The sequence below is a fragment of the Trichocoleus sp. FACHB-40 genome, assembly GCF_014695915.1.
GTDB classification, from domain to species: Bacteria; Cyanobacteriota; Cyanobacteriia; order Cyanobacteriales; family FACHB-T130; genus Funiculus; species Funiculus sociatus.
Genome location: NZ_JACJPF010000026.1, coordinates 30,207 through 53,988 on the forward strand (window position 1 = coordinate 30,207; position 23,782 = coordinate 53,988).

At 45.8% G+C, this 23,782-nt stretch carries 20 protein-coding genes; 8 read left to right on the forward strand and 12 right to left on the reverse strand.

Annotated features, from left to right (window positions below; all coding sequences use genetic code 11):
• The first annotated feature begins 121 nt into the window (after positions 1-121).
• A complete protein-coding gene (locus tag H6F63_RS02110; RefSeq protein ID WP_199297551.1) occupies positions 122-487 on the forward strand; it encodes a glutathione S-transferase C-terminal domain-containing protein in 366 nt (121 codons plus the stop codon).
• A gap of 196 nt (positions 488-683) precedes the next feature.
• On the opposite strand, the gene H6F63_RS02115 is transcribed toward H6F63_RS02110, so the two are convergent.
• From H6F63_RS02115 to H6F63_RS02125, 3 genes are all read right to left on the reverse strand, one after another.
• Positions 684-2,444: a ribonuclease J gene (locus H6F63_RS02115; RefSeq protein WP_190634472.1), complete on the reverse strand. Its 1,761-nt coding sequence runs from the start codon at positions 2,442-2,444 to the stop codon at positions 684-686.
• Between the two features lie 210 nt (positions 2,445-2,654).
• A complete protein-coding gene (dapA, locus tag H6F63_RS02120; RefSeq protein ID WP_190425649.1) occupies positions 2,655-3,539 on the reverse strand; it encodes a 4-hydroxy-tetrahydrodipicolinate synthase in 885 nt (294 codons plus the stop codon).
• A gap of 111 nt (positions 3,540-3,650) precedes the next feature.
• A complete protein-coding gene (locus tag H6F63_RS02125) occupies positions 3,651-4,694 on the reverse strand; it encodes an aspartate-semialdehyde dehydrogenase (RefSeq protein ID WP_190634473.1) in 1,044 nt (347 codons plus the stop codon).
• Positions 4,695-5,124: 430 nt separating this feature from the next.
• On the opposite strand from H6F63_RS02125, the gene tig reads away from it, so the two are divergent.
• From tig to H6F63_RS02155, 6 genes are all read left to right on the forward strand, one after another.
• The gene (gene tig, locus H6F63_RS02130) at positions 5,125-6,585 is read left to right on the forward strand and encodes a trigger factor (protein WP_190634475.1); all 1,461 of its coding nucleotides are present in this window, start codon (positions 5,125-5,127) and stop codon (positions 6,583-6,585) included.
• Between the two features lie 153 nt (positions 6,586-6,738).
• Positions 6,739-7,434 carry an ATP-dependent Clp endopeptidase proteolytic subunit ClpP gene (gene clpP, locus H6F63_RS02135; protein ID WP_190425640.1) on the forward strand — a complete coding sequence of 232 codons (696 nt, stop codon included), beginning with the start codon at positions 6,739-6,741 and terminating at the stop codon, positions 7,432-7,434.
• Between the two features lie 9 nt (positions 7,435-7,443).
• Complete coding sequence (clpX, locus tag H6F63_RS02140) at positions 7,444-8,784, forward strand: ATP-dependent protease ATP-binding subunit ClpX (RefSeq protein WP_190425637.1); 1,341 nt, start codon at positions 7,444-7,446, stop codon at positions 8,782-8,784.
• A gap of 259 nt (positions 8,785-9,043) precedes the next feature.
• The gene (locus tag H6F63_RS02145) at positions 9,044-9,943 is read left to right on the forward strand and encodes an alpha/beta hydrolase (RefSeq protein WP_190634477.1); all 900 of its coding nucleotides are present in this window, start codon (positions 9,044-9,046) and stop codon (positions 9,941-9,943) included.
• A 135-nt stretch (positions 9,944-10,078) separates the two neighbouring features.
• Positions 10,079-10,519 carry a hypothetical protein gene (locus H6F63_RS02150; RefSeq protein WP_190634479.1) on the forward strand — a complete coding sequence of 147 codons (441 nt, stop codon included), beginning with the start codon at positions 10,079-10,081 and terminating at the stop codon, positions 10,517-10,519.
• Complete coding sequence (locus tag H6F63_RS02155) at positions 10,506-11,162, forward strand: hypothetical protein (RefSeq protein ID WP_190634481.1); 657 nt, start codon at positions 10,506-10,508, stop codon at positions 11,160-11,162. Before H6F63_RS02150 ends, H6F63_RS02155 begins: the two co-directional genes overlap by 14 nt.
• 144 nt (positions 11,163-11,306) lie before the next feature.
• Here the strand turns inward: H6F63_RS02155 and H6F63_RS02160 are convergent, their stop codons facing one another.
• The 9 genes from H6F63_RS02160 to H6F63_RS02200 form a co-directional block, all read right to left on the reverse strand.
• Entirely contained in the window at positions 11,307-11,843 is a 537-nt protein-coding gene (locus tag H6F63_RS02160) for a hypothetical protein (protein WP_199297553.1), read from the reverse strand.
• A gap of 122 nt (positions 11,844-11,965) precedes the next feature.
• Positions 11,966-13,303: a glycoside hydrolase family 10 protein gene (locus tag H6F63_RS02165; RefSeq protein ID WP_347276759.1), complete on the reverse strand. Its 1,338-nt coding sequence runs from the start codon at positions 13,301-13,303 to the stop codon at positions 11,966-11,968.
• A 96-nt stretch (positions 13,304-13,399) separates the two neighbouring features.
• The gene (locus H6F63_RS02170; RefSeq protein WP_190634483.1) at positions 13,400-14,209 is read right to left on the reverse strand and encodes an Rpn family recombination-promoting nuclease/putative transposase; all 810 of its coding nucleotides are present in this window, start codon (positions 14,207-14,209) and stop codon (positions 13,400-13,402) included.
• Between the two features lie 80 nt (positions 14,210-14,289).
• Positions 14,290-16,089, reverse strand: coding sequence for a signal recognition particle-docking protein FtsY (gene ftsY, locus H6F63_RS02175; RefSeq protein WP_190634486.1), 1,800 nt, complete (start codon positions 16,087-16,089; stop codon positions 14,290-14,292).
• A gap of 188 nt (positions 16,090-16,277) precedes the next feature.
• Positions 16,278-16,904, reverse strand: a complete 627-nt coding sequence (gene nusB / locus H6F63_RS02180) for a transcription antitermination factor NusB (RefSeq protein WP_190425629.1) — start codon at positions 16,902-16,904, stop codon at positions 16,278-16,280.
• A 133-nt stretch (positions 16,905-17,037) separates the two neighbouring features.
• Positions 17,038-17,760 carry a DUF502 domain-containing protein gene (locus tag H6F63_RS02185; protein WP_190425625.1) on the reverse strand — a complete coding sequence of 241 codons (723 nt, stop codon included), beginning with the start codon at positions 17,758-17,760 and terminating at the stop codon, positions 17,038-17,040.
• 288 nt (positions 17,761-18,048) lie between these two features.
• Entirely contained in the window at positions 18,049-18,945 is an 897-nt protein-coding gene (locus tag H6F63_RS02190) for a glycosyltransferase family 2 protein (RefSeq protein WP_190634488.1), read from the reverse strand.
• A gap of 89 nt (positions 18,946-19,034) precedes the next feature.
• Entirely contained in the window at positions 19,035-19,844 is an 810-nt protein-coding gene (locus H6F63_RS02195; protein ID WP_199297555.1) for an HpsJ family protein, read from the reverse strand.
• Between the two features lie 649 nt (positions 19,845-20,493).
• Entirely contained in the window at positions 20,494-21,591 is a 1,098-nt protein-coding gene (locus H6F63_RS02200) for an adenylate/guanylate cyclase domain-containing protein (RefSeq protein ID WP_190634490.1), read from the reverse strand.
• A 215-nt stretch (positions 21,592-21,806) separates the two neighbouring features.
• Between H6F63_RS02200 and dnaG the strand changes: the two genes are divergently transcribed.
• Positions 21,807-23,780, forward strand: coding sequence for a DNA primase (gene dnaG / locus H6F63_RS02205; RefSeq protein ID WP_190634493.1), 1,974 nt, complete (start codon positions 21,807-21,809; stop codon positions 23,778-23,780).
• Positions 23,781-23,782: the final 2 nt, after the last annotated feature.

Sequence of the window (23,782 nt, forward strand, 5' to 3'; positions counted from 1 at the left end):
AAGCTTTCAGCGGAGATTTCCGCAGCTGACAGCTTTTCACTCCCCAACCTCTGCCCACCGTCCCCTTCTTAAGGTTCTCCATGCTAAAGATTACTTAGAGGCAAAATACCCTACACCTGCGATGCTGCCTAGCGATGCTAAAGATTTAGCAATTGTGGGGATGGTGGAACTGGCGACAAACGAACTATTGCCCGCTACGCTCCCATTGTCTCCCGTGATGTTAGGGTTGTCAGCAGGAAATCCAGAAAAAAACGAACAGCCATTGCAGAAAATCTCAATAGTGCTGAAGTTTTTTGAGAGTTTGCTAGACGAGCGCCCATTCTTTGGCAGTGAAAATATAACTCTTGCTGAACCTTTAGTTGGTACTGTTTTACCCTGGTTGTCAAGGGGCGGCGTGTTCTTGAGTGACTATCCCAAATTAAATGCTTGGTGCGATCGCATTCAAGCACTCAATTTGGGCAAGCTACGGAAGCTACCCCAGAGATAATGGAAGCATTTAAGTCTCGCATGGCAGCAGCACAGAACTACTAAAGATTAATGCAGACAATCCCCGCGCTTTTTGCTGCGGGGATTGTTGGCTGCAATATCGAACAATTTCTTGAACCCAATACGGCATTGTTTGTATAGCCACACCCAAATAGGTGTGGCTATACAAACACTTTTGCAAGAAGTCTCTTCTTTGTCTAGGAAGCTACTTTCGCAGTAGAACGGCGGCGACGTCTTCCAGCAAGCTTAGTAGGAGGTTCCTCCGGAGCTTGCAGCAAGAACACTAGCAGAGGGCGGCTCTGGAATTCACGCCGCAGCAGGCGTTGTAGCGCTGATTCCAGTTGAGTTTGGACTCCTGCCCAGTCAACTTCTAGCGGTTCATCTTCCAAGACACGGGCGAATTCTGACCAGCGATCGCTCAAAATTCCTTCTAGAGTTTCGCGTACCAAAGTTTGTAGGCGATCGCGTTCCATCGTTGTCACCACACCGCGCAGGTGAACTTCCGGCTTAGCAGTCAGCTTACCTTCCCAGTCCATCGCCGCAGCGATCGTCACAACACCATCTTCTGCCAATTGCTGCCTTTCTTTCAGCACATTAGCTTTTAGCACGCCAGAATTATCTACTAATTCGATCCCAGACGGAACCTTACCCGCCACTTTGATGCTATCTTCTGACACCTCTACGACATCCCCATTGTCAATAATCACCATATTTTCCGCAGGGATACCCATGCTCTGGGCAGTCTTGGAGTGCTGGATAAGCATCCGATGCTCGCCGTGAACTGGTAAGAAGAACTTCGGACGAGTTAAGGCAATCATCAGCTTTTGGTCTTCCTGACAGCCGTGACCGGAAACGTGAATCCCCTTGTCACGACCATAAACCACATTTGCACCCTGCATCATCAGCTTGTCGATGGTATTTACCACGGCAATTGTATTTCCCGGAATTGGGTTTGCCGAGAATATCACCGTATCGCCCGCACGGATTCTCACTTGTCGGTGTTCGCCGTTAGAAATACGAGTCATTGCTGAAAGAGGTTCACCCTGAGAACCGGTAGTTAAAATCAATACCTTCTCATCTGGCAGTTGGTGAATCGACTGCAAAGGCTGGAACAAATTGTCGGAACATTTGATATATCCTAGATTGCGTGCCTGAGCAATCACATTCAGCATCGAGCGGCCTACCACGGACACCATCCGTCCGTGCTTTTGCGCCAGTTCCAGAACCATATTGATTCGGTGGACTGACGAAGCAAAAGTGGTCAATAGCACCCTTCCCTTTGCCTGAGAAATAAAGCGGTCGAGATTCGGAAAAACTGATCGCTCCGAAGGCGTGAATCCCGGTACTTCCGAGTTAGTCGAGTCGCTAATCAGGCATAAAACGCCTTTCTCGCCGTATTCAGCCAGTCTTTGTAAATCAAAAAACTCTCCATCAACTGGCGTGTGGTCAATCTTGAAGTCACCCGTATGGATAACGACACCAGGGGGCGTGTGGATAGCGACTGTGAAGCTATCAGCAATCGAGTGGGTGTTGCGAATAAATTCGACGAAGAATGAAGCGCCAATTCGCACCATTTCGCGGGGTGCTACCCGTTTTAGGGTCGTCCGATTGGAAACCCCAGCTTCTTCCAATTTACCTTCTAGCAATGCCATTGCTAGACGAGGGCCATAGATGACTGGGATATCAAATTGCTTGAGGTGATATGCTATCCCGCCGATATGGTCTTCGTGACCGTGGGTGACGATCATGCCTTTGATTTTGTGGCGATTTTCCCGCAGATAGGTCATGTCGGGGAGGACGATGTTCACGCCGTGCATGGATTCGCTGGGAAAAGCTAATCCCGCATCCAACAGCACGATTTCATCGTTATATTCAAACACACAGGTATTTTTCCCAATTTCATGCAGTCCGCCGAGGGGAATAACTTTCAGGGCGGGTGCGGATTCGTTCTTAGTCATGTGGTTCCTTGTAATAAATCAAGATCGGTCAATACAAAACAGTTGAAAATTTGCATAAATTACAGCGACTTTGGCAAAGAAAAAGCCCAAAACAGGAATTTTTTGCCTTGTTCTTTTTGCCTAGTATTAGCGACTTTAGCCAGTAAAAATTAAAAAAAGAAGTTTCTTTTTTGCTTTCCTTTTTACTTTTTTTTCCTTTCTACCGTCGCCTCAAATCAAAGTCAGCTGCTTCATTACTGCCTCTAACATTTGCCTATCTGAGTCTGGTAGATGCGAGAGTGGTGGACGAGTCGAGCCAATATCCCAACCTTGCAGTTTTAGCGCCGCTTTGATGGGAATAGGATTAGTCGTACAAAACAAAGCTTTGAATAATGGAAAAAGTTGTAGGTGAATATCGATTGCTACTTTAGTTTGACCGTTTTCAAAGGCTTGAATCATTTGTTGCAGCTGTTTGCCTACTAGATGGCTAGCAACGCTTATTACCCCAGCACCGCCAACTGATAATAAAGGCAAAGTTAGGGAATCATCCCCAGCGTATATCTGAAATTCTGCTGGTATCAGCCGCCGAATCTGACTGGCTGCGTCTAGGTTGCCACTTGCCTCCTTAATTGCCACAATGTTCGGGATTTCTGCCAGACGAGCTACTGTCTCTGGCTGGAGATTCTGACCTGTACGACCAGGTATGTTGTAGAGTATCAGGGGCAGGTCTGGGCAAGATTGGGCGACGCTTGCAAAGTGCTGATACAGTCCCTCTTGGGGGGGCTTGTTGTAGTAGGGTACGACTTGTAAAGATCCATCTACTCTTATTTTAGCGGCTTTTTGAGTAGCTGCGATCGCTTCTTTCGTCGAATTTGACCCGGTACCGGCGATTACCTTAGCTTTTCCGGCTACTGCCTTTTGTACCACCTGAAATAACTCATACTCTTCTTCCCAAGTCAGAGTAGGAGATTCCCCAGTTGTGCCACATATTACCAAGGCATCACTACCATTTTCTGCCAAATGCGCCGCCAGCTCTTCTGCAACGGCGTAATTTACAGCGCCATCTTCCTTAAATGGCGTCACCATCGCGGTGATCACGCGCCCAAAATTTACCACACTCTTTTAACTCCTCTTTCGATTTTGAATTTTGGACTTTGGATTTTGGATTAAGAAGCTACAATCTAAAATCTAAAATCTAAAATCCAAAATTTTGCTGGTATAAGTCCATTACTTATAACTTAATTTCGTCGCAGGCTGGAGCCAGTTCCGTTCTACCAACAATTCCGCAATTTGGATGGCATTAAGCGCTGCACCCTTGCGTATCTGATCTCCACTCAACCACAGTTCCAATCCGCACGCATGAGAAATATCTTGACGAATTCGACCTACTAAAACTTCGTCGCTACCGCTTGCCTCAATTGGCATCGGAAAATAATTTGCCTGCCAGTCTTCCACCAGCTTGACACCCGGAGCAGTCGCTAATATTTCCTTCGCCTTGGCTGGGGGAAATGGTTGCTCAAATTCTAGGTTAATCGCTTCTGAGTGCGCTCTGAGTACGGGAACCCGCACACAAGTCGCACTTACTCGCAGTTCGGATGCGCCGAAAATCTTGCGCGTCTCGTTGAGCATTTTCAGTTCTTCTTCACAATACCCTACTTCAGTCATTGGGGAATTGTGGGGAAACAAATTAAATGCCAGCGTGTAGGGAAAAATCCCCGGTTTTGGCGACTCTCCCTCTAAAATTTCGCGGCTGTGTGTTTTGACTTCTTCCATCGCCCTTGCACCCGCACCGCTTGCCGATTGGTAGGTGGCGACAACAATGCGCTGTACTGGCTGCACTTGATGCAGGGGCCAAACAGCCACTGCCATCAAAATTGTTGTGCAGTTAGGATTAGCAATTATACCCCGATGAGTGGCTGCTGCTTCTGGGTTCACTTCTGGAACCACTAGGGGAACTTCGGGGTTCATGCGAAAGGCACTGGAATTATCAATTACAACTGCCCCAGCGTCTACCGCTTTATGCGCCCAAGCTTTAGAGGTAGAGCCGCCAGCAGAAGCTAGAACTAAATCTACATTATCAAACGAGCGATCGCCTACTGCCTCTACAGGCAAATCTTCGCCCTTGAATGACATGGTTCGACCAGCAGAACGTTCTGAAGCCAACAGCTTCAAGTCTGCTACAGGAAAGTTACGGGCTTCCAGAAGTTCTAATAACTCCGTACCTACTGCACCCGTGGCTCCGAGAATGGCAACGCGATAGGAATCAGACAAAGATGGTTCCTCCTCTTGAATACATATATTTCAAAAACTTTCGGTATCGAGCCTAAGCAATCTGTTAGGTTTTTTTTGTAATATTTGTAATATTTGTGCTTGTGCAAGGACACAGACTCTTACTGCTTCTATTAGAATATCTCAAAGGAATTTTACATATCTAGAACTTCCCTTAACCTAACTTCCGTGCCAAAGAAGGAAAAGCTAGATTCTGGTTGAGTGAAAGCGCGTGCTGTCGATGTACTATCATCAAATATGTCAACAATAGGGATAGTAAGGTTTTATCTACACTGGCTGCAACTGTTGCAAAACTAGGATATCACGGGGTTGAGACGCTAGAGTTCTTCTTTGGCTTTAACCGACCGTCTTCCAAGCCTGCCGTAGAATCGCTATCAACCTTGTGCGCTTTAGTTTCTAGAGAAGTTATCTGATGAAAGTTACCCAGGAAAAGCTCCCCCAGAGCAGGATTGGCTTGGAAATTGAAATTCCACCGGATCAGTCAAAAAATGCCTACGAGCAGGTAGTCCAAAAGCTCGCCCGTACAGTCAATATTCCTGGGTTTCGCAAAGGAAAGGTGCCTCGCCAAATCCTGCTACAGCAATTGGGGCAGACACGGATTAAAGCAACTGCCCTGGAAGAATTGATTCAAAGTAGTCTCCAGCAGGCTCTTAAGCAAGAAGCAATTGAGCCGCTTGGTAACTATCAGCTGCGTTCCGATTTCGATGAGTTAGTGGGTCAGTTCAAACCAGGAGAACCCCTGACGTTTATCGCTGCGGTGGATGTCCAGCCGGAAGTATTGTTAGGCGACTACACCGGTCTTACCGTGAAGGCGGAGGAAGTACCGTATGACCCTAGCACTGTGGAAAAGTTCTTGGAGGAGCGTCGTGCCGAATTAGCCAACTTAATCCCTGTGGAAGGTCGCCCAGCGCAAATGGGAGATGTAGCAGTGGTGGATTATAGTAGCCGTTTGGCGGATGAACCAGAAGGTGAAGAAACTGAAAGTATTGCTGGGGGTCAAGCCGAAGACGCTCAAATTGAGCTAGTTGAAGGCAAGTTTCTCAAAGAATTTGTCGATGGCATTGTGGGCATGAGTTCCGGCGAGACGAAAGAGATATCGGTGAATTTTCCGGAAGATTATCGCCAAGATTTAGCAGGGAAGACAGCTATCTTCAGCATCACGCTCAAAGACCTCAAGGAAAAAGAGTTACCAGCGTTAGATGATGATTTCGCCCAAGAAGTCAGCGAGTTTGAGACTTTAGCCGAGTTACAAGAGTCTTTAGAAAAAAGATTTCGCGACAAGGCTGAGCAAGAAACGAAGGCTAATAAGGAGCAAGCGCTCGTCAGCGAACTGCTCTTAAAAGTTGAAGCTGACCTGCCGGAAACCATGATTCAGCAAGAAGTTGAGACGATGCTGCGTCAAACCATTATGCAAATGGGGCAGATGGGGATTGATGTCAAGTCCATGTTTACGCCGGAGATGGTGAAGCAAATGGGAGCGCGATCGCGTCCTGAAGCCATCGACCGACTAAAACAATCCCTAGCCCTGGAAGAAATTGCCAAACGTGAATCTCTCCAAGCAGAACCAGAAGCCATTACAGCCAGAGTCAATGAGCTGCTAGAGCAGTTTCCAGACGACCAAAACATCGACAGGGAACGGCTGCATACCATTGTCTCAGCCGATTTGCTCAAAGAAAAAGCAATTAGCTGGTTAGAAGAACACGGCACAATTGAACTGGTTCCCCAAGGCACTCTCACGCCAGAGGAAGACCAGGAAACTGAAGCTGAAGTAACTGCTACCGAAGCAACAGAAACTGAAACAGCAGAGGAAACTCAAGCTACAGAAGCAACCACCCAGACGGCACAACCAGATGCCGAATCCTCTCTAGAGTGAATAAACCATAGGGGCAAGCAAAAAACTGCCCCTACACCCTTATCAACAGTCCGTGATGGTCAAAAACAGCGGATTCGGATATAACGGAAGTATAGTGGATCAAGAACCACTCGCCAGTTCACCTGACAGTGCAGGGTTAGACTTCGCTCGTTTATGGTTATATCTCTATCCCGGAATTACGAAATCACAAGCCAAAGAAAACCGGATATTTACTCCGCCTTCGGTTCAAGCAACGTTGTTCCTATGGTGGTGGAACAATCCGGTATGGGGGAACGGGCGTTCGATATTTACTCGCGGCTACTGCGGGAGCGCATCGTTTTCTTAGGGACTCCGGTTGACGATGTGGTGGCTGACTCAATTGTGGCTCAGCTGTTGTTTCTAGACGCAGAAGACCCGGAAAAAGACATTCAGATGTACATCAACTCCCCCGGCGGTTCGGTGACATCTGGTATGGCAATATATGACACAATGCAGCAAATACGGCCTGATGTTGTTACCATATGCTATGGATTAGCAGCCAGCATGGGGGCGTTTTTGTTAGCAGGTGGAGCGCAGGGTAAGCGCATGGCTCTACCCAGTGCCAGGATTATGATTCACCAGCCCCTCGGTGGAGCTCAGGGACAAGCAGTTGATATCGAAATTCAAGCCAAAGAAATTCTTTATCATAAGCAAAAACTGAACGAGTTACTGGCTCACAGCACGGGTCAACCGTTTGAGAAAATATCGGAAGATACCGAGCGCGATTTCTTTATGTCATCGGCTGAGGCCAAAGATTACGGTCTCATCGATCAGGTCATCTCCAGGCAGAACCTTCCCCACGCGGAAGCAGCTGTCACTTCACTGAGATAAGAGGCAAGTATGTCTAAGTACGACTCCCATCTGAAATGTTCGTTTTGTGGCAAGTCCCAAGAACAGGTACGCAAATTAATTGCCGGGCCGGGAGTCTACATTTGCGATGAATGCGTTGACCTGTGTAATGAAATTTTAGATGAGGAGCTACTGGACTCTGGGACTCCAGCACCTCAGCCGGTTCCCCGTGCCGAACCTCCCCAGAAGCGCCGCGTCCGTTCCTCTAGTCTCTCTCTGAGCCAAATTCCCAAGCCGAGAGAACTGAAAAAGTATCTCGATGAACACGTAATTGGTCAAGACGAAGCCAAGAAGGTGCTTTCGGTAGCGGTATACAACCACTACAAGCGCCTGAGTTTTATCCAATCTAAAAATAATGGCAAAGCGGGGCATGACGATCAGGTAGAACTGCAAAAATCGAACATTCTCCTGATTGGCCCCACAGGTTGCGGGAAAACACTTCTGGCACAAACGCTGGCAAGCATTCTGGATGTACCCTTTGCTGTAGCAGATGCTACCACTCTGACGGAAGCAGGGTATGTCGGAGAAGATGTGGAAAATATCCTGCTGCGACTGTTGCAGGTGGCAGACTTGGATGTGGAAGAGGCGCAGCGGGGAATCATCTACATAGATGAAATTGACAAAATCGCCCGCAAGAGCGAAAATCCCTCAATTACGCGGGATGTCTCTGGTGAAGGCGTACAGCAAGCTTTGCTGAAGATGCTGGAGGGGACGATCGCCAACGTGCCGCCTCAAGGCGGACGGAAGCATCCCTATCAGGACTGCATCCAAATTGACACGAGCAACATCATGTTTATCTGTGGTGGTGCCTTCGTTGGTCTGGAGAAAGTTGTAGAGCAGAGAATTGGCAAAAAGTCAATAGGCTTTGTTCAAGGTGGTGAAGGGCAGCCGAGAGAAAAGCGCACAGCGGATATTGTGCGGCACTTGGAGCCGGACGACTTGGTGAAATTTGGGATGATTCCAGAGTTTATCGGTCGAGTGCCAGTGGTGGCGGTCGTCGATCCGCTGGATGAAGAAGCGCTGATGGCAATTTTGACTGAGCCTCGGAATGCGTTGGCGAAGCAGTACCAGAAGTTGCTGAAGATGGACAACGTGCAGCTAGACTTTAAGCCGGATGCGCTGCGGGCGATCGCGCAAGAAGCGTATCGGCGGAAAACTGGCGCACGGGCGCTGCGAGGAATTGTTGAAGAATTAATGCTGGATGTGATGTATGAGTTGCCGTCCCGCAAGGATGTGACTCGATGTACCATTACGCGAGAGATGGTAGAGAAGCGTTCTACTGCGGAATTGATCGTGCATCCTTCCTCTATGCCCAAGCCTGAATCTGCATAATTTGTAGCAGTGGTACAAAAAAGCTGAAAATATATAAACCCGTTTTCTCTGGAAAGCGGGTTTTTTACATAATAGTAGGGTAAACACCAATATTTTCTCTTATAAGGCAGACCTAGCCCCCTAGACCCTTCCCTAGTAGGGACGGCGATAGAATAACAAATCAAAGCCCTCTCCTTTTAGGAGAGGGGTTGGGGAGAGGTTAAGAGAGATGTATTGGGATGGGTAGTACCCTAGATACTCAAAACTCAAAAGTCATAAAATGCCTCAAATTCAAGTTCGCGGCACTTCGCATTACTACGAATGGATCAAGACACCGAAAGATGGTGAAAAAAAGCCAGTAATGGTCTTCATGCACGGCTGGGGTGGATCTTCTCGTTACTGGGAAACCCCTGCTAAAGCCCTTTCTGAGACTTTTGACTGCTTGCTTTATGATATGCGAGGATTTGGGCGATCGCGTAAACTTTCGCCTGTGGGGAACGGTAGCGTTCTAGCAGAAGAATCCTCGCCACTGGCAGAAGAACCAGCTACAGCGGAAGAGTTGACCTATGAAATGGAGGAATACGCTGACGACTTAGCAGGGTTATTAGATGCCTTACAGTGCGATCGCGTGTATGTTAATGCCCACTCGATGGGAGCATCTGTCGCCGTCTTTTTTCTCAACCGCTACCCAGAGCTAGTAGAAAAAGCAATTTTAACCTGTAGCGGCGTTTTTGAATACGACGAAAAAGCATTTAAAGCCTTTCACAAATTTGGCGGCTACGTCGTCAAATTCCGTCCCCGTTGGCTGTATCAACTTCCCCTCGTTGACCGAATGTTTATGAAGCGATTCGTGCATCGTCCCCTACCCAGTGCAATCAGTCGTGCTTTCTTAGACGATTTTCTCATGGCAGATTACCAAGCTGCTGTAGGCACTATGATTACCTCGGTTAGCGAAAAAGCAGCCCAAGTGATGCCTAATGAGTTCGCCAAGCTTACCGTTCCAACACTTATAGTTGCTGGCGAATACGATATCATTATCCCCGCCGCGATGGGGCGCGTCGCCGCAGGATTGAGTGACAAGGTGGAGTATGTCGAGATTCCCGATACTGCTCACTTTCCGATGCTGGAAGCACCAGAAGCTTATCTTAAGGTAGTGAGAGAGTTTTTGGGACGGGACTAACTCCAGAATTTTTAGACTCAAAGAGCGTGTCAACTTTAGGTTGTCTTCTAACAGTGTATAAACGGTGAAGGTGTGATGACCTTCACCAAGAACTAGCGTTGATTTGCGACAGCAAAATGGGGCATTGCACTAAGTATGTTAAGACAATCTAAGGGAAAGTTTTTGTTCAAATCTGAATCATTGCTTGAAGAATTCATTTGGTTGCATCTCAGTTCTTTGCTTAATTTAACTAAAGTTAAGAAACAACACATTATCAACAAACAAAATAGAGCGGATATTTTAGGGGTAAATTCTTTAGGGAACCTGGCAATTTTAGAGCTTAAAAAAGGAGGTGATAAAGGGAGTATAGACCAACTTATACGGTACAAAAATAACTTAATTAACGACCGTCCGCAAACTTCTGAATTCTCTAAGGTAGATTTCAATAAAGATTTTCTTCTAATCGCTGTAGCGTCTTACTTTTCAGATTCTACTATAACCTACGCTGAAACTAAGATACCAGGCTGTTTGCTCTTAACTTATCAAGTCAAAAAAAACTTTAAACGGCGAATACCATTTAATATTGATAAATATTGATAACACTGTATTTTCTCAAGTAAAAATTGAGGTGTTTGAGGATTCCCTCTTTGGTTCTATGCCGTCATTTATTCAGGCATACTTGTTGGAAAAACCTCAAATCAGAGAGAATGTATTGAAACTAATTCAAACAATACAATCTTACAGTTCAGATATACGATTTGACAGCTACACAAGTTATTCGCAAGATAATGTCTCAAAACAAATTGTATTTGCTAAATACGATAAACAAGGACAAGTGCCAAAAGACAAAATTTGTGCTGTTTTTAGTTATGATTATGGGCTAAATTATACTACGGGAAAGCTATCTCTACAGGTTTACTTACCAATTGTTGAAATCAACCCCCGGACATACAAACGAACCAAGAAAGTAGATGGTATATATGTGGAAACTAATGATTTTGTGAAGATGACTGAACTAAGGGATTTAAATTATACATTTTATAAGAATTTGGGTTTACCGTTACGGTATCCGTTAAAAACCCCAGAGATAGATGAGACATTCTACAGTTTTGAAGACTATTATATCAACTACCGGAAGTATATGAAGTCTCGCCAGAAGTTAAGACCAGTTAAACACTCTGATTTTACTTCTGTAGAAGAAGTAGTGAAAATGGCTTTAGAAGATTGGTCTGTAAGATAAGGTAGGAATTGAATATGTCAAGTGAAACTGTGACACTTCAAATTCAAGAAATTCTCTGTTAGCGTTTGGTTAATACTGCTTGTCCTACTGGGCGATCGCTCCCTTTTCCTTCGCTGTTTTGCTACTGGGCGATCGCTATTATACTCAGGCAGATTTTTCCCTCAGCAACACAACCAAGGCAACGCCTGTAATTCCAGCGACTACAACCCATGCTAAGGTCAAACCGATTAATTCGCTAAAGAATAGGCGGGTAGTCTGGCGCAAAATTCCACCTACAGTCCAGCCGATAGGCAGTCCTATCGCCCAGCCTACAGCATTTGCCAAGATCCACGTCCAAGCTTTTTTGACTTGCTGCCTGAGTACCAACCATTGCCCCAGCCCAAGCATTGCGCCTACAATTGTCCCATTCAAGACACCGAAGATTATTCTAGGTTCAGAAAGCAACGTTCCGGGGGCAACCCAGCCTATGGCACCCATACCACTACCCCCGATTAAACCCCAACTGAATATACTCACTAATATCCACCACCAAGCGATCGCAAGATGCTGTCTGAGAACCAACGCTTGAGAAATTGCGATCGCGCTTGCACCTATTGCGCCCTCTACAAGCCTAATATCGGTTCTATCGCCAATTTCCACCCACAGCAAACTAACGAAAAAACCGACACAAGTGACTAACATCCATTGCAGCCAGAAAAAGCATCCAATTTTAGATTTTGGCTTTTTGATTTTAGATCGAGAAGTATTTTCAGCAGTAGGGAACAATCAACGTAAGAGCCAAACGGTATTAAGACCCACTTATACTATCCGGTTGGAGGCGACTTCGGCAAAACTTTTGGTTGCGTAGCGCTTGCGGGAAAAAGCGAACGGAAAGCTTCTCGGCGTTTTTTGGGTGACTCTGGAGACATATAACTCCATAAACTTTCCCAGTAGAAAAAGGATACCCCATTAAAACCGCGATCGCGCACCACCTGAACCTGCCCCTGAATTTGCTTCATGTCCACAGGACGACCCCATAACCCTGATAATATCCCCACACCGACGGGAATCTGACCGCGAGCCATCTGCACTGCTGGTTGAGACAATTCCGCAGCAAAAGTTTTCAAGTCATCGCGATACACCTGTAAAACTAACTCATTCACCAAACCACGCTTTATCCAAGTCTGCCAATCTTGGAGATAGGATCTATAGGCAAAATTGTAAGGGTTAGGAGACAAGGACACTAGACAGTAAGGATTAACGGATTTTACAGCTTGGAAAACTCGTTGCATAAAATCAGTAATTTTGTCTGCTCTCCAGCGTATCCACTCGGAATCTTTCGGATTAGTCGGGGGACTTTTTCCCTGATGTTCTTGTTGGTATAGTCTGATTGTGTAGGGGTCGTAGCCAAGCTCAACAGGTAAGCCAAAATGATCGTCTAATTGAATCCCAGCCACATCATATTTTTCGACAACTTCAACAATTAAATCGAGAATAAACTGCTGTACTTCCGGGTGCAGAGGATTGAGCCAAACTACTTTTCGAGTCAACTGTTTGCGGATGAATTCTTGAATTTTTCGAGAGGAAGGTTCAACATCTGGCTTTGCAGGCTTAAGCAAGTTTGGTTCTAAAATATCTGGCGTCAGCATCTTTGTACCGTCCCCACGAAGTGAGATCCAGTCGGGGTGACGCTTCGCCAGATTTGAGCCAGCCGGAGCCATGAAGCCATACTCAAACCAAGGAATCACCCTAAGCCGCTGTCGATTTCCTTGCTTGACTATCTGCGCCAAAACATCGTTTCCTAGCCGTAGAATCTTCAGTCCTCTGTCTTGAGAACGACCAGTTACCCGTTTGGCTACAGAACTGGGATAGAAGGTATTTCCTCGGTTCCAGACTACCGGATAGACTGTGTTGAAGTTTAGTTGAGATAGCTGGTCTAATGCTCTGTTGATTCCCCAAGGCGTATATAGCACGCCACTGGCAACATTGGTCAGCCAAACGCCTCTTAACTCCGTAGAAGCTGAAATCGTTGGGGGATTTGCTTTAAACTGGGGAGGATAAATTGACAATGCGATCGCTACTGCCAAGCATAGCCAAGAAATGAACCAGGTTGGATTCCGGTTCTGTTTGCCTTTTTTGCCTTTGTGACGCTTTCTAGTCACTCAGCGAAAGCTTCCATAAACTCGTAGCTGGAAAATAAGCGTAAGTATTCCCACTGGTCTGAAAAATTTAGCAGCAACTTTGCGATCGCTATCTTATCAGCTATCGGGTTGTTGAGCTACCTTCCTCACCGCTTCGATGTCCAACTCTAAAACCTCAGCTATTTGTTCTACACTCAACCCCTGCTGTAACAAGCGAGGCACTGTTTCTAGCTTGCCTTCTAGTTTGCCTTCTAGTTTACCTTCTAGCTTGCCCTCTTCCTTAGCTTCTTGATAGACTCTGGTTTGTTTTAGATCACTTAATCCAAACATTGCTTCTAACTCCTGACGGCTTAATTGAGTAAATTTGTAGACCAATATCGTCTCAATCAATTCTAAAACCTTTCGCTTAAGTGCTTCATCCTCAAGCTCTTGTTGTGCCTTCTGAATTAACTGTCTAGCCAGCGTCTGGGCTGTATATTCATTCTCAACTACTAGCCGCACCATCCCCAAACCTACTGATGGATTTGCGGTTTCCTCCAATTCATCCAAATACACCCACTGTACTTGCTGACTTAGCAGCAGTCGCTGATATTCTATTGGCACTGCTTGGTCGATACTTCTTCGGCAAAACACTGCCACTGCACGCCAATCTTTTTTAGGTTTATTTTGACCGAGATAAAGGAAAATTTCGGTAAATAATCGATAGTAAAAGATATCGTCTGGTTGAAACTGGACTTCAACAAAGTAGATGGGTTTACGGCTTTGCTTAGAGGGAACAAATACTCCATCAATACGTTTAGCTGTTTCTTTGACTTCCACTGACTTGAATTCATAAGCGTTACCCTCAGTTGATGATTGACCAATGAGTTCAAAAAAGATGCCAGGGAAGGTCTGAAACATCTGATAGAAAATGCTGTCTGTTTTCATGTACAGGCTGTAGAAAAATCAAAAACCCGTGTTCTTCAAGAACACGGGTTTTCAAGCTTAAAAATCAGCGTAACAGACTATCAACCGCTCAGCAAAGCTTCGACAAACTCGTAGCTGGAAAATGGACGTAAATCTTCTACGCCTTCACCAGCACCAATGAAGCGAATTGGCAAGCCTAGCTGCTGCACTACAGCTAGAGCTACGCCTCCTTTAGCAGTTCCATCAAGTTTTGTCAATACTACGCCGCTAAGTTTTGCTGCCTGTGAGAATACTTCTGCCTGACGCAAGCCATTTTGTCCGAGAGTAGCATCTAGAACGAGGAGGGCTTCTATTTGGGCGTTGGGGGCTTTTTTATCGACAATCCGGCGAATTTTGCCCAGTTCTTCCATCAGATTTTTCTTGTTCTGGAGACGACCTGCTGTGTCGATGAGGAGTAATTCTGTACCTCGTGCCTGTGCTGCCGTAATGGCATCAAACACCACTGCCGCCGGATCGGTGTTCTGTCCGGGGTTGGCAATCACTTCTACAGCGCTACGCTGTCCCCAAATCTTCACCTGTTCGACTGCGGCGGCGCGGAAGGTATCGGCAGCGCCAATTAAGCATTTATAGCCAGATTTCTGGGCTAAATGGGCAATTTTGCCAATAGTCGTCGTTTTACCCGCACCATTGACTCCAGTCATCAGCCAGATATTCAGGGTGTCTTTTGTTGGGACAAAGGTGGGGCTGTAGGATTCTTGAATAGGTTTGTCGAGTAAGTCGCGCAGGATTTTCTTCAGGTAAGCGATCGCTTGATCTGGAGGCAGCACTTCCTCTCGCAGCCTATCTTGTAGCGTTTTTATGATATAGTCTGTCGCTTCTATGCCGACATCTGCCTGCAACAGCAGCGCCTCAATCTCCATCACCGCGTCTTGATTCAACGGCCCTTGACCGACGATGGCTTTGAGCTGGTTAATCAAGCTGCGACGGGTTTTGTCCAGACCTTGGCGCAGTCGCTTTAGCCAAGTGATTTCTTCAATTGAGACATCTTCTGCACGCCGCCCTTGAGTTGCCAGCACTTGGGCTGACCACATGAAACCCTCATCAAAAGCAAGTCCTGGCACTTCCTCGGTCACTGCTGTTGCCGCAGGCTGTACTGGTGCCTGTACCCGTTCTGGTTCGGGCGCTTCTATTGCGGTTGCTTTTAGCCGTTCTAGTCGTGCTTGTCGGTCTTCTTTTGCCCAGAATGGTACGGGGGTGGGGGGTGCTTCCTCTGTCTGTGTTTCAACACTATCAGCCGCTATAACTACGCCTGTTTCGGCGATCGCACTCTCTGTTTCTGATTCCGGTGCTTCTGGTGCTATAACTACGCCTGTTTCGGCGATCGCACTCTCTGTTTCTGGTGCGGGTGCTTCTGGTTCTATAACTACGCCTGTTTCCGCGATCGCTTCTACCTCTTGTGCCGATTCAGGTGTTGTTTCTTCCTCTACCTCGGCGCTAGTATGATTTATTTGCTCGGCAGATGGTTCTGACGCGATCGCTTCTGGAGTTGCGGATGCAGCAACCTCATCTTCCACCTCAAGACTAGCGGTTTCTGCGGCAGTGTCTATTGAAGTGTCTGGTGATTCAGAAACCTCTACCGTGTCTGGAACATCCGCAGATGGTTCTTCTTGTCCAGCATCAGGAGCAGCTTCTGGCTCAGCTTGTTCCTGCTTTTGCTGAATGTTTTTATAGGCTGCTTTGGCGTATCTGAGAAGATCCTCAGATACACCTGGTGACTGCTCCTGTGTTGATTCTGACGTTTCAGGTTCAGCGGACGGCTGAATTTGATCGCTTTGTTGCTGTTCAACCTGGGAGTCAGCCTCAGAATTACTAAACTGGCGACGGAACCAATTAAAAACCATTGCACCTACTTAAACATTGCAGCAATCTTATTTTTAACCAGATGGTCGCAATTAAATACAACTTGTCGCTTTGCGGACTGGGTAAAGATGGATATCCAGTCCCCAATCCCTAATTCTCCGAACCAGTTAAATTTATTTGCACCGACCTGCTTACTAAACTATAGAAAAATTTTCTGTTAATTTTCTCTTCAGGTGCGCGATTTAGTCTTAAGCTTCTCAGTTACCCGACGCAGGACACCGTTAATAAACTTACGCCCTTCCTCATCGCTGTATTTTTTAGCTAGTTCTACAGCTTCATTAATAGCAGGGCTATCGGGGACTCCTAAAAACATAATTTCTCCTACGGCGATCCGTAAGATATCCCGGTCAATTTTAGGCAAGCGGTTTAACTGCCAATCTACCATTGCCTCGGTTAGGAGGTCATCAATTTCTGTCCGCTTGCTGTTGACTGTGCTGAGAATTTCTAATGCGTAGGCGCGAACTTCATGTTGATTTGCCATTTGAACGAATTCAGGCAACTCTACAGCAGTTCCTAAGCGGTTGATTGCTGCTTGGGTTAGCTCAATAGCATCGCTCAACATTGCTTTGGCACTGCTGACATCGCTAGCGCGGGTTTCGCTAGTCAGGAGGCGATCGCTTCCGCGTTGGACTTCTGCTGCTGCTACCTCTAAAGTTTCTCGAACTTCACTTGTCAGGGTGCGGATCGCAGCCATTATTAAATTGGACATTTGCTGCGATGCCACTTTTTCTTTATTCCCGCTCAGCTGGCTAAGGCTTAGGAGAGCTAATTCACGGGCAGTTCTGCGAGGTTGCATATAAAAGGCAAAAGTTAAAAAGCAAAAATCAAAATCCAAAAAGGTTAGAAGAAATGACAAAAGCCAAAAGTTAAAAAGGAAAAAGTTAAAAACTTATATTTTTGCCTTTTTCCTAATTTTTGCCTTTTGCTTTTTAGTCTTCTTCGGTTGGTACAACCTGCCACCTGCTCTCAGAACTAACTGGTTCCAGCTTCCGCTCGTTGGCATCGGCGGGGGGCATCAAGGGTATGGGGTTGGGACTAACGATTCCTCCGGAAACCACCACTTTAAAGGCATCTTCAATTGACATTGAGACGTTTAATACTTCGTCTTCTGGGACAATGGCATACCAGCCTGTGGTGGGGTTAGGCGTAGTGGGAACAAAAACGCTGAGCATAGAACGCTCCATTTGGCACTGGATTTCGCTGCTCATGGTACCTGTGACGAAAGCGATCGCCCAAATTCCTCGCCGAGGATACTCTACCAAAACGACCCGCCGAAACTTGCCGTTGGTGTCTCTTAAAATTGTCTCCAATAGCTGTTTGAGCGTTTTATAAACCGACCCCGCTAACGGAATCGCCTGCAAAAGTTGCTCCCCAAAATCCAGCAACCACCTCCCAGCAATGTTGCGTGCCATTAAGCCTATCAGCAAAATGCACAGCAGCGGCACTGTTAGCCCCACCACCAAATTCAGCAGATTTACCACGATGGGGTTCATCCCATCAAATGGATTCACCTGCTTGGGAACGCGGGTCAGAAAATTGATCACCCAGTTGGCAATAGTTATTGTCAGCCATATCGTAGTAGCCAAGGGAATGACTACTAAGAGACCTGCAATCAGGTCATTTTTTAAGTCCTGCTTGAGGCGTTGGATCACAGATTGCCCACTCTCTCCTTACAACTAGCGGTGCAGATTCGTACAAAATGCCAACTTTACCAATGGTTGCTCTTTGAGCAAAAACAACTTCGTCGTAGTATCCACACCATAGAAATAGGCTCAGGACTGAAACCTTACTTTTCCATCAGCTCCTTTTTTGGGGCAGCCTGGGAAAGGCAATTTTCCATTCCTATCTCTATTTGTAAGACTTGTAAAGAATTGTTGCAAGTCCTTGGCAGCTGGTATCACACTTTACACTTTAGCATTTCTATGAGATCCAGCCCTGAGCTAAGAGGAAGAACTGAGTGTCGTCGCATCAACGGTTGTCTCATCGGCTTGCCCCTGTTGAGCTGAGTCATCAACAACGGGCAAGGGCATATGCTTTAGTTCCCACACCTTGAGCAGGATCAAATACTCATAGAATGCCTGCAAGGTACACCAGGTAAACCCCGCTCTCCCATCCAGAAAACCACCCAAGAAGAAATACATATACAAGAAGCGCACTAGCGGACGCAAGGGCAAGCGCAAAGATAAATCTTTCAAGGCGCGGCGTCTTTGCACTTCCGAGCGACCGAAGAACAATTCTCGCCAATTGACTGACCCTTGCTGTAGCTGGCGTAGGGTTTCCTCCGCTTCATCGGTGGAATAGCGATTATGCTTGTCAATCCAGCGACTCAATCCCTTACCAGAGGTGTAGTGGGGATAAGTTTCTTTCAGAAAGTTGGTGGCTCCTTCGCAGACTTCCCGCTCAGTATGTCCATAGTCAGTAAACCAAACTTTTCCGCGCTGCAACAGACGCAGCTGGTAGCGGGGATACTGGGTGCTGTGACGAATCCAGCTACCCATGAACATGACGCGCTCTGCCGCGTAGTAGCCAACATACTCAGAGGTTTTGATGGCTTCCAAACACTCTTGAAACAGCTCTGGTGTCATCCGCTCATCGGCTTCTAGGATGTAAATCCAATCGTGTTTGGCTGGTACTTCTTCGAGCATCCAGGTTCTTTGTCGGCCGTGACTTTCAAAGCGGTGTTGCACCACGCGGATGTCATAGCGATTGGCAATTTCTACAGTGCGATCGCTACTGTAGGAATCGACCACAACCACATCATCAGATAGCAGTGCCGACTCAATACAAGCTGCAATATCCAGCTCTTCGTTATAGGTCAGTATGTAAATTGAGAACATTTTCCCGCCGATCGTGATGGAAAATAATCAATCTCTTTCAGGAATTAAGAATTAAAAACTGGGGAATTTTTAATTCTTAATTCCCTACCTTAACGTGCCTGAGCTTTACGACGACCTCCCCCGATGCCGCCTGTCAATCCCAGTGCGGCAATTGCCAGGTAGCCTATGGCTAAGAGCAAACTGCTCAGTCCATTCTTTATACTCGATCTTAAAAACTGACTTTCGGCTTGTTTTTGTGCTTCTTGTTTGCCGCCACGAAGTTGAGTTTTAGCAGCATCGACTTGTTGGTTTAGAGCTTTTGGATCTTGCTTTAATCTTTGCAATTGGTCTTTAAGAGACTGTAATCTCGCCAGCTGTTCCCCTTGCACTTGACCGCTCTTGATCGCCTGATCTAGCTCGGTAAGCTTCTTTTCATCTTGAAGCAGGGAGCTAACCTGTTGCGATTGGCTAGCAATCTGAGTTTCTACTTGAGTGGCTCTTTGGTTAATTTGTGCAACAGCTTGATTGTTCAACAGACGCAGGCTGTTGATGTTGAGGATGGGAACTGGCAGTAGGAATGCCAAACCCAACAACCCAGCTAGTGCAAGCGCTCCGATTCTCACTATGTCTTCCCAACCTTTGCGGGCCGCGCCAGAGTTACTGTCTACCCAAAATCCAGCAAATAGAAAGGCCAGACCAACCATCGGAATAACTCCTTGGTTAATTAGCTGGAATGTAACGTTCTGTTGCCACTGTAGGAAACCTAGCTGTACCTGTTCTGGAACAGCGTTACTGGGAGTCGCAGGCGGAATCAGAAGCACCGCATAATCAATGAGCGAGGAGAGAATCAGTATCAGCCCGACTACCTTGAGAATGTTGGAAGTAATAGAGGAAGGTTGACGGCTATTAGTTGCTTTCATGGCTTTTGTCTTGGGTTAGCGATCGTCCACATCAAACTTAACTGATTAACATACTGAGTGTCTTATCTGTCTTCCGGTCATTTAAGCACCCATTGCAGCAGCCCTATTAACCCCTTGGTTTCCCGGATGACAAGAGAGGGCTTTTACCCCGTTGTTGTCGATATGCGATGATTATCTAGAGGTTAAAACCTCCGATAATCAAAAGTTTTGTCACAAACTCTATATTTTACCTCAACTGCGTATACAACTACTAAATAAATTATAATCTGCAACTGAATCGATATAATTTTGATAAAAATCGGAATATTATATATTTCAATATGGTTCCCTTAAGAATAGTTTTACATAGGGACTGAGTAACCTCACCTAACAAATGCTATAGGAATGTTAGATGAGGTTCTGAGATTCCAATAAATCGTAACGTTTGGACTTTCAGTTTTAAGTAAACGGTATTGCTGCTAAATATTTATCTGGTAAAAATATTTAGTATTACCAATAAAGAAGGAATTTTTATAAATTATTATCAGCCAAAGATGATATTTATTTATCAATCAAGCTGTTCATAGTTCAGTAGATAACTGTTTATTAAAGGGCAAGATAAAAAAGGAATTTATTTCTTTCCCAATCCCCAATCCCCAATCCCCAATCCCTATTTTATAGAAGCGATCGCTTGTTTTGGTTGAATCCGATAAACCATAATCGGCGTATCCAGCCCTTTGAGACTCATTGTGTTACCGACTCGCGGGAAATCCTTGACAACATTGGCAACATCAGAGTCCATCAGAACATTCTCAGTACAGGCGATGTCATTACCAAGGCTTTTTGCTTCAACTCGCGCTGCTGTATTCACCGTGGTGCCGAAGTAGTCAAGACGCTCATTTAAGTTGACACTGATACAAGGCCCAACATCTATGCCAATCTTAAGAATCAGCTGGTCTTCTGCTGCAAGTTGCAACCGTAGATTCAAAGCTTGCATCTGGTGGTTCATAGCGATCGCAGCTTGCATGGCATCACTTGGCACAGTAAATGCTGCCATCACCGCATCCCCAATCGTTTTGACGACGACACCATTGTGAGCATCTACCACATGAAACAACAGATCGAAGTGTTGCCGTACTAAATTATAAGCTCGCGAATCTCCTCGCCGCGCATACAGTGCCGTCGAACCAGCCAAATCGGTAAATAAAATTGCCACCCGCTGAATCACCAAACTTTCATTAGGCAGTATCGTCTCGCGAGGAAACAAATCGCGGAAGGTTTGTAGAGTCAGCAATTGGTGTCCCGAAACCACGCCATATTCCGCATCAATTTTGGCACGAAAAGCCGGATCGTCAAATGCTTTTTCCAGGGGGCGCAATTTCTCATCAATACTAAAGGTAACTCGCACCTGCTCGTCAGCATCAGTAGCGTATACACTGTCACAAGCTGTACATAGATGGTTTGTCCGCAAATCGGATAAACTTTTTGGTTTGAAGTCGATGCCGCGACAAGCCGGACATTGAATGTCCCAGTTGAGAGTTAAAATACCCTCCTTGAGAGCAATGACTAAAACCCGCAAAGTCTCCCGCTCGCTCAACTGCAATTTTTCAGCAATCCGTTTGGGGTTAGCATGATATAATTCGCGGCGATCGCTTTGTTGTAAAAATGCCCTCAGCCGCTGCTGTACCTCTGGTTTAATGCTATACCTTTCCAAGGCAGCTACAGCTAGAGCAATATTATTCTGGTGTCTATGAAAAAAGTTAAACATTTGGTGTCGCTAGATATATTAAAGATTTTAGTAGTGTGCGACCCTTGAGTATATTTTATATATAACCGTTACTGACTATTTGGTTTTATCGACCTGAATTTCTGCTGAGAGTTAGCTAAGTGTCAGATTAAAATATAAGTAAGTATGCCCCTGGTTTTTGTTAACAAAAAATCACCAATTATCATGATGTATTTTATCAGTATAAAGAGGTAATCGTGCAAATTCCCCGCCTGCATCCAGACACAATTGAGGAAGTAAAACAACGGGTTGACATCGTTGAAGTCATCTCGGAACACGTTGTATTACGCAAGCGGGGCAAAGACTATGTAGGTTTATGTCCTTTCCATGAGGAAAAATCTCCCAGTTTTACCGTCAGCCCGACTAAGCAGATGTACTACTGCTTTGGCTGTCAAGCCGGGGGAAATGCGATTACTTTTTTGAAGGAACACTCTAAACGTTCCTTTGGTGAAGTGGTGCTGGATTTGGCGCGGCGCTACCAAGTTCCGGTGCAAATGCTGGAGGCGGAACAGCGCGAGGAATTACAGCGGCAAATAACGCTGCGAGAGCAGCTGTATGAGATTTTGGCAGTGGGGGCAAGCTTTTTTCAACACGCGCTGCGGCAACCCCAAGGGGAGGCGGCTTTGGAATATTTGTACTCCAAGCGGCAACTCTCCGAAGAAACTATTCAAAAGTTCCAGCTTGGTTATGCTCCGGCGGGTTGGGAAACTCTCTATGGCTACTTGGTGGAACAGAAAAGCTACCCGGTGCAGCTGGTAGAACAAGCGGGTTTGATTAAGCTGCGGGATGGCGGTGGCGGTTATTATGATAGATTTCGCGATCGCTTGATGATTCCCATCCACGACTCTCAAGGACGAGTAATTGCCTTTGGCGGCAGAACTCTGGGGGACGATCAGCCGAAATATCTCAACTCTCCGGAAACCGAATTATTTAATAAAGGCAAAATTCTGTTTGCTTTGGATAAAGCCCGTGAAGCTATTGGCAAGCAGGATCGGGCTGTGGTAGTGGAAGGATATTTTGATGCGATCGCTCTCCACTCCCACGGAATTGAAAACGTTGTCGCCTCTCTAGGTACGGCGCTGGGCTTAGATCAAGTCAAACAGCTACTACGTTACACCGAATCTAAGCAAATCGTACTCAACTTTGATGCCGATGCCGCCGGAACTAAGGCAGCTCAAAGAGCAATTGGAGAAATTGCCAATCTCGCCTATCAAGGACAAGTAAATCTGCGAGTTCTCAACTTGCCTGATGGAAAAGATGCTGACGAATTTCTCCTTAAAGGTGGCGCTGAAAAATATCGGGAATTGCTGCTTGATGCTCCTCTCTGGCTTGATTGGCAAATCCAGCAAATCTTAGTAGGAAAAAATCTTAAACAGGCGGATCAATTTCAGCAAGTTACGGCAGAAATGGTGAAATTACTAAATAACATCACCAATGACGATCAGATTACCTATTATATTAATCACTGTGGAGAAATTCTCAGCCAAGGAGATTCTCGGCGGGTGGGACTATTAACAGACAATCTCCTAAACAAAATTGTCCGTCACTGGGAAGAACTTCTAAACCAGGACAATTCTCTAAAAGTGCCGCTGTTAGTAAATAATCTTCTTAAGCAAAATAAGCGATTTAAGACTCGTCCTTCTGTTAATAGAAATAAAGGTCAAAAAGAATTACCTGTTACTTCTGAAAGCACTCTTTTAGAAAGAGCCGAGGCTTTACTGTTGCGCTTTTATCTGCATTGCCCAGAATATCGACAGTTGATTAGCGATACTTTAGAAGAACAAGATTTATTATTTAGCCTTCCTCACCACCGACTTTTGTGGCTAAGAATTTCATCTTTACAGGAAACATCACCAGATTTACTATCTGCGCTACAAAACCTGTATGTTGATTTTCCTGAAGAAATGGCTCAAGTGTCTGGACTATTTTATCTAGACGAAAATGCCGAACTCGATATTCTCCGCGCTCCGGAATTGATCAAAGCAGGCGCTGCTTGTATGGAACGGGTAATGTGTGAAAACCTTTATCGTCACTTTTTAGAACTATGGAAAAATCTTGATAGTTCGCTGGATTTGAATAAACGGCAATACTACTGTCAGGAATTTTACCGAGCAAAACAGCGAATTAAAGAGTTAGATCAACAGCTGCAATTTTTATATTTTTATCGCTAAGT